The 9,291-nt window shown below is 68.8% G+C and carries 5 protein-coding genes; 1 reads left to right on the forward strand and 4 read right to left on the reverse strand.

What is annotated here, in order from left to right; genetic code table 11:
• Positions 1-32: 32 nt before the first annotated feature.
• The 3 genes from AC060L_RS08640 to AC060L_RS08650 all read right to left on the reverse strand — a co-directional run bounded on the left by AC060L_RS08640 (position 33) and on the right by AC060L_RS08650 (position 5,222).
• Positions 33-1,412, reverse strand: a complete 1,380-nt coding sequence (locus AC060L_RS08640; protein ID WP_483797986.1) for an ABC transporter permease — start codon at positions 1,410-1,412, stop codon at positions 33-35.
• Positions 1,409-2,407, reverse strand: coding sequence for an ABC transporter ATP-binding protein (locus tag AC060L_RS08645; protein WP_483797987.1), 999 nt, complete (start codon positions 2,405-2,407; stop codon positions 1,409-1,411). The genes AC060L_RS08640 and AC060L_RS08645 overlap by 4 nt, the downstream gene beginning before the upstream one ends.
• A gap of 70 nt (positions 2,408-2,477) precedes the next feature.
• Entirely contained in the window at positions 2,478-5,222 is a 2,745-nt protein-coding gene (locus tag AC060L_RS08650) for a PKD domain-containing protein (RefSeq protein ID WP_483797988.1), read from the reverse strand.
• A 363-nt stretch (positions 5,223-5,585) separates the two neighbouring features.
• Here AC060L_RS08650 and AC060L_RS08655 point away from each other — a divergent pair, with 363 nt between their 5' ends.
• Entirely contained in the window at positions 5,586-7,181 is a 1,596-nt protein-coding gene (locus AC060L_RS08655; RefSeq protein ID WP_483797989.1) for a M35 family metalloendopeptidase, read from the forward strand.
• Positions 7,182-8,152: 971 nt separating this feature from the next.
• Here the strand turns inward: AC060L_RS08655 and AC060L_RS08660 are convergent.
• Positions 8,153-9,016: a class I SAM-dependent methyltransferase gene (locus AC060L_RS08660; protein WP_483797990.1), complete on the reverse strand. Its 864-nt coding sequence runs from the start codon at positions 9,014-9,016 to the stop codon at positions 8,153-8,155.
• Positions 9,017-9,291 lie beyond the last annotated feature (275 nt).

Consider the following 9,291-nt stretch of genomic DNA (forward strand, 5'->3'; position numbering starts at 1 on the left):
TGCGTTCGCCCGGACGGGCCCTGGTCCCGCGCTCACTTGGCGAGCAGATCGACGTTGCCGTCGAACTGCCAGAGCGGGTTCGGCACCGCCTTGCCCCCGGTGACGATCAGGAAGTAGCCGTTCACCTCCACCGGGCCGTCCCCGTCGGCCGTGTACCGCCCGTTCGCGCTGACGTCGAGCTGGTAGATGGCCTGGCCGGTGGCGTTGTAACCGGGGACGGTCCACGAGACCGTGCAGCGCCAGTCGTTGCCCGATCCCTCCTGCGCGCCGAGTCCTTCGCTCTTGTCACAGGCCGCGGTGGTCTGCAACTGCGCTTCGGTGACCGGTTGCTGGCGCATCTGCGTCTGCTGGAACCGGTAGAGATGGGCGAAGGCCGTGGCCACCGACCGTTGCACCTTGGCCTGGTCGATGCCGGAACCGCTCGTCCCGGTCGTTCCCGCGAACACCCCGACCGTCACGGCCAGCACGCCGGCCAGCGGGAGGACGCCCAGGGTCAGCACCCTGCGTCCGGCGCCGTCGTTGTTGAGATTGGTGAAGTCCCGGCGGAGGAAGAGCAGGTAGGCCAGTGCCGTCGCGACGACCGCCCAGACCAGACTGACCCCGATCCCGATCAGCAGCGGCCCGAGTTGCCGGGGAGCGGTGAACAGGCCGTTCCAGGAGATGAAGGCGTAGCCGGGCAGCGCCAGGCGCACCGGGACCGGCAGCGGCAGCATCTGCGCCACCTGCATCCCGAGGGCGGCGAGCATGGGCAGGAGCAGGCCCATCGGCGATCGGCCCAGGGCGATCGAGCCGAGCAGCCCGATGGCCGCCAGGGCGAGCGTCGGCGCCAGCACACAGACCCAGGCCAGCAGGACGCCTCCGGCGGCTTCCCCGCCGGAGAGCTGGTGGCCGTCCAGCCCGATCAGCGGCTGGTTCCCCTCCGCGAGCAGTCCGCCGAGCACGCCGGAGACGGCCAGGCCTGCCACCAGCAGCCCGATCACGGTGAGGCTGGCGATCGCCTTGGCCACGAAGATGCGCCGGTGCGAGCGGACCGCGATGAGCAGGTGGCGCCAGGTGCCCAGCCGGTCCTCGGAGGCGAACACGTCACCGGCGACCATGGACGTGACCAGCGGCAGCGCCCAGGTGCCGGCGACGCCGAGCACCACCAGCGACCCGGCCCAGCCGGTCGCGTGCATCCACCGGCCGAACAGGGTGTCCGACGGCAGCGTGCTCTGCTGGTCGATCGCGAAGACCAGCAGGCCCGGGCCGAGCCAGCACAGCCCGATCAGCAGGCGCACCCGCCAGGCGGAGAACTGCTTGACCAACTCGAAGCGCAGGATGCGGGCCACCGGGACCGGGCGCGCGCCCGCCGTCCCGGCTCCGGCTCCGGCCCCGGCGGCGGGGGCGGGGGTGTCGGTGACGGTCGTGCTCATCGGTCGGCCTCCTGCTCAGCCAGCTCGGCCTGCTCTGCCTGCTCCGCCTGCTCGGCCTGCTCGGCTTGCTCGGTCAGGGCGAGGAACGCGGCTTCCAGCGGTGAGACGACGGGCGCCAGCTCGCGCACCGCGATGTCGTCGCGCACCATCCGGGCCACGAGCTCGTCCATGGTTGCCACCCGGGCGCGGACGATGATCACGTCGGTGTCCGGCCGCGCCGGTGCGTCGTAGCCGTCGATGATGCGTATCCCGGGCGTCGCGGCCGCGATCGCGCGCGCGGCGGACGGGTCCGACGCGCGCAGCCGGTAGTCGAGTTCGCGGTTGTCGTCGGAGAGCTTCGACACCGGTCCGGAGAAGACCACGCGCCCGGTGGCCAGGATGGTGACCTCGGAGCAGAGCGCCTCCAGATCGTCCATCCGATGGCTGGACATCACGACCGTGACGCCTTCGCCGGCCAGCCGGCTGAGCACACCGTGCACGTGCTTCTTGCCGACCGGGTCCAGGCCGTTGGACGGCTCGTCGAGCACCAGCAGCCGTGGCCTGGTCAGCAGCGCCGCGGCCAGCCCCAGCCGCTGGCGCATGCCCAGCGAGAAGCCGCGGACCTTGGCGTCGGCGGCCTCGGCGAGCCCGACCTGCTCCAGCGCCTCCTGGACGCCCGTGGCGGGCACGCCGTCAGGGCGCAGCGCGACGAGCGTCGCAAGGTTCTGCCTCGCGGTGAGCGTGGGGTAGAGGCCGGGCCCGTCGACGAACCCGGAGACACCGTCGGGCGCGGCCGGCGTGCGTCCCACCGGCGTGCCGAGGATCTCCAGACTCCCTTCGTCGGCCACGGCCAGGCCCAGCAACAGGCCGAGCAGCGTGGTCTTTCCGGCTCCGTTCGGGCCGACCAGGCCGTGGATCTGACCCTGCGTCATGCTCACATCGATGTGGTCGAGTGCGACGACATCACCGAAGACCTTGGTGATGCCGCGGCCTCTCACCGCGATGGGTGTGTCCATCCGTTCATCCATCCCTCAGGCACGGCACCGGGTGGTGCACCGCAGTGCACCACCCGGCGGGGCTACGCGCTCAGCTGACGTTCAGTGCGGTGTCGTCGAGCACGAACGACGTCTGGTACTCGGAGTCCTCGGCACCGGTGAACTTCAGCGTCACCTGCTGCCCGGCGTACGCGCCGAGGTTGACGGTGTGCTGCGTGTAACCGGTGTTGTGGTTGAGGTTGGAGTAGGTGGCCAGGGTGCCCAGCACGGTGCCGGAGCTGTTGAGCACCTGCACCTTGAGCGTGTCGTAGGCGGTGGTCGTCGAGGTCTCGGCCGTGTTGATGTGCAGCCAGTAGCTGAAGTTGTAGTTGGTGCAGCCACTGGGCAGGGTCACGGTCTGGGCCAGGGTGTCGGTCGTGGTCTTGCCCCAGCCGTCGAGCCAGGCGTCCCAGGTGCCGCTGTGCGGCGGTTCGGAGCTGCTGCTGTTGATCACCTGGAGGGGGCTGTGCGTCGAGGTCACGGTCCACGGCCCGGGGCTGGAACTGCCGTTCTCGAAGCCCGGGTTGCCGAGCAGCTGCTGCGCCTGGCAGCCCGAGCCGGTGGGGGTGGCGGACGCCTCGTTGCTCTGCGCGCCCTCGCCCACGCCGTTCACCGCGCTGACCTTGTAGTAGTAGGCCTGACCGGCGGTCAGCCCGGTGTCCGTGCACGAGGTCACCGCGCCGAGGCCGCTGCAGCCGCCGCCGGTCAGCAGCGTCTCACTGCCGCTGCTGGTGCCGCGGTACACCTTGTACGAGGTGACGTTCTCGCCGCCGGTGTTGGCGGGCGGCGTCCAGCTCAGCGAGGCCTGCCCGGTTCCGGCCGTCGCGGTCAGACCGGTGGGCGCGCCGGGGACCGTCGCGGCGATCGGTGAGGCGGTGATGCTCACCGTCGAGGTCGCGGTGTTGGCCGGTGAGGCGCTGTCGGTGACGGTCAGCGTCGCGGTGTAGGTGCCCGCGGTGGTGTAGCTGTGGCTCGGGTTCTGGCTCGTGCTGCTGGTCCCGTCACCGAAGTTCCAGCTGTAGCTGTACGCCGGGGTGCCACCGGTGCCGGTGCCGGTGAAGGCGACGTTCAGCGGCACCTGACCGGAGGTCGGGGTGGCCGAGGCGCTGGCTGCCAGCGGGTTGCCGACGGCGTTGACCACGGTGGTCACCTGTGACGTCGCGGTGTTGGCCGGTGAGGCGCTGTCGGTGACGGTCAGCGTCGCGGTGTAGGTGCCCGCGGCGGTGTAGGTGTGGCTCGGGTTCTGGGTCGTGCTGCTGGTCCCGTCACCGAAGTTCCAGCTGTACGTGTACGGGGCCGTGCCGCCGGTGGCCGAGCCGGTGAAGGCCTCCGCCAGCGGTGCGTTGCCGGTGGCCGGGGACCCCTTGGCGGTCGCGGACAGCGGGGTCGAGCCCTGGACCCAGAAGTCCTCGAGCGGGTCACCGAGCGCGGCCTGGTCCGCCGTCGTCATCGGGAAGGTGGACGAGCCCAGGTTGTCGTTCGGGTCGATGACGCCGGAGTGCACGTTCTCCATCGTGCGCTCCATCGCCGCGAGCACGTTGGCCGTGGTGTACGCGACGTGCGAGACGTAGTGCTGCTTGACGTACGCCGGGTTCCCGATCACGAGCAGCGGCACGCGGTAGGTGTTGCTGACGTGGTCCGGGCCGTTGTTGCCGTTCTGGGTGTCGTCCTCGGTGACGATGATCAGGGTGTTGTTCTTGTACGTCGGGTTGCTCATGATCGAGTTGACGATGTTGTTCGTCGCGGTGTCGTTGCCGGAGATGTCCTGGTAGGTGCCGGGGTGGTCGTTGAACAGCTCGACGTAGTTGTACGCCGGCATCCCGTTGGTGTTGATGAAGTTGAGGTAGTCGTTGGCTACCGTGCTGTCGGGGATGCTCTGGTTCTGGCAGGTGTACTCGTTGGTGTGCAGCTCTTCGGGGATGTTCGTGCCCGGGCGGTTGGGCGGCAGCACCTCGACCTTGCCGTCGGCCGGGTTCTTCCAGTAGCCGCTGCCGCTGTTGAGCATCCAGTAGATGTCGCCGTTCATGATGAACGTGTACGGGCTGGTGCCGCTGCTGGTGCCGGATGGAGCCGTGCAGGCGTTGGTGCCCTCGTCCGTCGGGCCCTTGTCGCTCTGCAGGAAGCGGTCGAACTGGGTGCCGTTCGACGGGTAGGACTGCTGCTGGCTGCTCGACGAGGACTGCCCCGAGAACAGGAACCAGTGGTTGGGCCCGGACGGCGGCTGGACGCCGGTGCTGTACGAGTCGGACAGCGAGTAGGTCTTGGCCAGCTGGTGCAGGTCCGGCACTGAGCTCATGTGGTTGGTGCTCTGCACCTGGCCGTTGCAGCCGGCGGCGATCGTGGTCGCGCAGTCGCCGAGGTAGTCGTCGAAGGTGTGGTTCTCCCGGTAGATGACCACGAAGTGCTGGAACCCCGGGAAGTACGGCGCCAACGGGTTCACCGCCGCGGTGGGCTTCCCCACCACCGACTGCTGGTCACCGACCTTCTGCATCACCGTCTTGTCGGTGATCTTGAGGTCTTTCGGCTGCGGGAACTTCGTGAACTCCACGCCGGGCGCGGCGAACTTCGCACCGCTGCAGTCGAAGTCGTCCGGCTTGTACGTCTGCGGCCGCTGACCGACCGGCAGGTTCTTCGCGTTCGCCGGGCTCGTCGCCGGGTTCCACCCCTTCAGCGTGCACGACCCGACACCGGTCGTCGGCCGCCCACCGGCCTCGGCAGCCGTGGCCAACGAGGCCCCCGCCAGGGCGACGGCGGCGAGCAGGGCCACACTCGCCGATCTTCTCTTCCACTTGCGCATCGGACACTCCTCCGTGCATGACGGTTCATGGTCAGATGACTACGGTCCGTATGGTTGCGGCGAAACGGACACCGAGCAAGTAGATGCGCGTAGATTTTTCCGGAACCGCCGATTTTCGTCTCGCGTTCGTCCCCCGTTGCCGAAGGGTTCGACGGCTCTTGGACCCCGAGCCCGACTGCGCCTTCACAGGCATTGGACCGCCAAGGCGAGTTGACGAAGCGGCCGGCCGTCCCGCTGCCGACCGAGCCCCAGCGCGGCGATCTGACGATCCGTCACCACCGTTTATCCGTTGTCCATGGCGGTCCGCGACACTCCTGGCGGCCCTGCCCGGCCCCCGCACACGCCGAGACCCGAAGGACTGTCTTGAACCAGCCGCTGACCGCCACCCAGAAGCAGACCCTGCAGGCGATGAACACCCGGATCGACCAGATCGTCGCCATGGCCTTCCCCGCCGTGCTGGCCGCGACCGGTGCGCTGAACGGAGCGCCCCCGCCCAGCGCCCCCGCAGTCGACTTTCACCGCCGGTTCCAGCTGCTGGGCGCCTGCCTCCGGTCGCTGGGCGACAAGATCGTGGTGAACGACGAGCTGCCCGCGACGATGGAGGCCAGAACGCAGATCACCACCGGGGCGGCACCGAAGGTGGAGTACCTGCAGGTCCGGGCCGAACTGCTGCGCCCGCCGTCGCAGTCGCTGACCCAGCGCTCGCTGACTCTCCTGCACGAGCTGTCGCACTGCCTGGACGGGGACACCGGCTATCCGGTCAAGGACTACGCCTACCGCCGCGGTTGGGCCTGGAACTACCTCACCCCGGAGCTTGCCGCGTGCAACGCCGACTCCTTCGCCGACGCGGCCGCGCAGCTCGCCGAGCGACTGGAGAGCCGTCCGGGCTGCTACCAGGTGGCCGGCGTCGTCCGGGCCCAGCGGGACGCCCTGCGCCTGGCGTGGCAGACCACCGACCTCGGGGCGGCGCTGGCCTGGGTGGATCTCCTCGTCAACCGGGCCTGGCTGCGCAGCGCCGACAGCGTCGGCATGGCCAACGCCCAGTTCTTCAGGGCTACTTGGGCTGCCAAGGAGGCCGAGTGGCGGGACGACCCCAACTGGTCCGCCCTGCTGCGGGTCGAGGAGCTGCTGCGCTCCGTGAAGCTGATCGGCAAGCGCTACGCGGGCTTTGCTTACGTAGGCCTGGACGAGGTCGACATCGAGACGGTGCAGCGGATCCACGCCGCGATGACCTCCCTCAAGCAGGCACTGGACCGTCTTCAGGTCATCCCCGTCGCCGACGGCCCGGCCACGGGGGTCACCTACTCCCTGACCACCAGGACGCTCACTGTTCCGCACGCGGCGACCGGCGCGGGCACGGTCGCCCTCGGCGAGCGGATCCTGAGCGCCCTGATCACCGCCCTCACCCCCACGACCACTCCCGCCACCACGACCACAACCACCACGACCACAACCACCACAACCACCACGACGACGACCACCAGCACTGCGGACCCAGGCGTTCCCGCTTACGTCCCGCACCTGCGGCAGATCATCGACTGGCTGGTGAAGAACGACCGCCCGACCGAGCGGGCGGCCCTGCAGCCGCTACTGAAGGCCTTCGACGACCGGCCCGTCACGCAGACCTCCAAGCCGGCGTGGGCGGCGCTCCTGGGTGACCTCAAGCGCGCGATCCTGGTGAACACCACGGCGCTCTGGCTGACCGTCGCCGCCGACGCCGCCCAGCTGGCGGCCGAGTCCCCCGACAAGCACGAGGTGCTGGCGGACATCCACACCTCGCTGACCGATGACATCGAGATCGCCGTGGCGATCGGCAAGCTCGACCTGAACACCAAGCGGGAGTTCCAGGGCCTGATCGCCGCCCTGGGCAAGATCGCCGACGTCGTGACCCGGGTCCACAGCGGCCGCGCCCCCACCTACATGGCGATCAGCCTGCAACTGGCAGCGTTCTCCAAGTGACCTGCCGACCACGTCGCGGACCTTGTCGATGAACAGCGGGTCGGTGCTGAGTTTGAAGGTCTCGGCGCGGCCATCGACCGGGTCGACCAGTGCGTGGCGTTCTTCGGTTTCTTTTCCAGGGTTTTGACGATCAGAACGAAGCGATGAGCGATTCCCCGGACGTGCCGAGGCGAAATGGGCCGCCATTGAACCGCCGGAACGGCGAGGCGGGAGGCAATGGCGAGGCCGCGTTCCTGTCGGTGACCAGGGAGACGTGCATGGGTGGTCAGATGCCCATGCGCACAATGTTGCGAATCCGCCGTCGCGATGAGCACCGATACGTCGATCTGGCGGTCAGTGGGAGCGCTGCGTCATTGCAGTCCATCCCGAACGGCATTGCAAGAGTCCTTCCACGGGGGGAGGCCTCAGGGCCAAGGTGGAGCCGCGACGCATTTGTCGTCAACTCGTGCTCTTGGCTGGCGTCATGAGCGGGTTCTTGCCGTGTTCGATACAGGCGGTGCCAGCCGCAGTTCTGCCCGGGAGCGCTGTATCGAGCCGGGCGGGCGAGACGAGGGACCAGGAGCTGGTCGATCTCGCTCGCCCGGCGGAATCCGTAGTCGACGATCTCGGTGCCATCGAGCACGATCTTCTCGCGGTGCTCCGCCAGCACCCCGCCGTCAAGACGAAGAGCAGCTTGTCGCCCTCCGCCGGATGATGAGGCGCCCAGTCGGCGACCAATAGCCGGCCGACCGGAGGGGTTACCGAGCACTTCCCGGCGCACCCTCGGCGGGCGTCCTGCCCGGATGCAGGTATCCGCCGGGACATTTCTGTCGGGCTTGTAGATGAGTTTGCCCAGGAGCATGCGACCAGCGTCGTCGAGGAACAGCATGCCGGCGGCGGTGCGTAGCTGGGCCAACGGGGGATTGACAGCAGTGACTGTAGTCCACCCGGAAGGCAACCCGATGAGCCCGTGATGCTGTTAGCCAGGCTCGTCACACTGAGTTTCGGCGCACCGCGAACAGGATGTGAGTGCCGCCGTCGCGGGTGCCGTGGCTGGCGCAGGCGGCCGTCTCGTAGGTGAGGAACCGCTCCCAGAGTGCGGGGGTGCGTTCGAGGTCGGCCAGGACGGCGGGGTCTTCGAGGCTGGCCCAATTACTCGCCGAGGCCGCCAGGATTTCGCCTCCGCACTCGTGAACGAGAGCAACGAGCTGTTCCCAGGTGAATATCCGGCAGACGTGGACCACGCCCGGAACATGCCGCAGGTCGCCGGTGCGGATCACGGCGTCGGTGACGTCGGTTCCGAACTGCACGGCGAGCTGCATGGCTCCGGGGAGGCGGGCTCGCCAGCTGCCCCAGAGGGACATGACCGAGGCGACGATCACGCCGTCGGGCTTCACGATCCGCAGGAGGCCGGCGAGGGCCTGTTGTGCGTCGTCGAAGGCGTAGGAGAGGGGGCCGCCGTAGGCCAGGATTAGGTCGAACGAGTCGTCTGGAAAGCGGTTGGTGTCGCGGATGTCGAGCGTGTGGCGTGCCTCGACGGCGTCTTCGGCGCCAGCAGCGGTGACGTTGGCCTGGTTCAGGCGGAGCTGGACCGGCGAGATGTCGGTGACCACCACGCGCGAGCCGGGCTTTGCGAGTAGGGCGGTGAAGCGCCCGGTCCCGGCGCCGATCTCCAGGATTCGCTGGTTCTCTTTCAGGTACGGGTCCAGGAAGCGGCGGTGGATCTCGAAGGAGACCCTGCTGGCGACGTCCTGGGTCAGGCGTTCGTGCTCGGCCTCGGCGAAGTCGTCGTAATAGCGGCGCACGGCCTCGACCGATTCGTCGCTGCTCGACGCGCCATCGGGCATCTGCGCCATTCGTTTCCACCCATACCTCGAACCTGTTGAGCGCACCGGTCACGGGGTTCGCAGGACGGAGTGAGTCGGGCGCAGTGACGTCACCAGAATGTGCCTCACTCTGCGGCGTCGGCGTGAGCGTCGCAGTGACACCCCGCAGGTTCACCGAGAGGACGGTCACCCACCCGGTCAGTTGCGCTGGTCCCAGCGAGGCGGCACACACCACCGAGCACCGACGATCAAGACTGGCGTGGGGGGGGGGGGGGGGGGGGGGGAACCGACCCCCCCACCCGTGT

Source organism: Kitasatospora sp. NEAU-69 (assembly GCF_057158765.1).